Source organism: Mesorhizobium sp. M7A.F.Ca.US.010.02.1.1, assembly GCF_004023085.1.
Classification (GTDB): Bacteria; Pseudomonadota; Alphaproteobacteria; order Rhizobiales; family Rhizobiaceae; genus Mesorhizobium.
The window spans coordinates 1-527 of sequence record NZ_RZRV01000125.1; the positions used below are offsets into that span (position 1 = coordinate 1).

Genomic DNA, 527 nt, shown 5'->3' on the forward strand with positions numbered 1-527 from the left:
ACGTGAAGGGCGCGGATTCCCTTGCGGATGATCGGTTCGTGTTTGCGGCGCGCCAGGATGGCCGTGTGTACCGGCTGATGCAGCGTCGGAGCGCCTTCGACGATGAACGATGGGCGTTCGAGGGCGAACCTGCGCGCATCGTCACTTCTCATATAGCAGGTGCCGCCCGTGCGCCGTAGCATCATCTCCGCCAAGGTTTCCGATCCCATGGAAAGGCGACAGATCGCCAACTCGCCGAGCAATTCGGCATGGGCCTTCTCCAGCAGGACCGTATAGCCCGGACGAATGTAGGTTTCGGGATCGACCTCGGAGAGGGTTCTGGCCACCGTGGAAACCATCACATATTCCTCAACCATCAAATGCTCATAGGAGATTTCGGGTAGGTATCGCGGAGCGTAAAGCACTGCGATGTCGAGATTTCCCATGCTTAGGTCGCTGACCATCTGGTTTGAATAATCCGACTCGACATGGATCGACGATTTGGGAAGAGCCTGACACAGCGTCTCCACCCAACCCGGCAAAACCGA

The 527-nt window shown here is 57.7% G+C and carries 1 protein-coding gene; it reads right to left on the bottom strand.

Annotated elements, in window-relative coordinates; genetic code table 11:
* The coding region (locus EOA19_RS35045) for a LysR substrate-binding domain-containing protein (RefSeq protein WP_245486472.1) at positions 1-527 on the bottom strand (527 nt) is incomplete at both ends.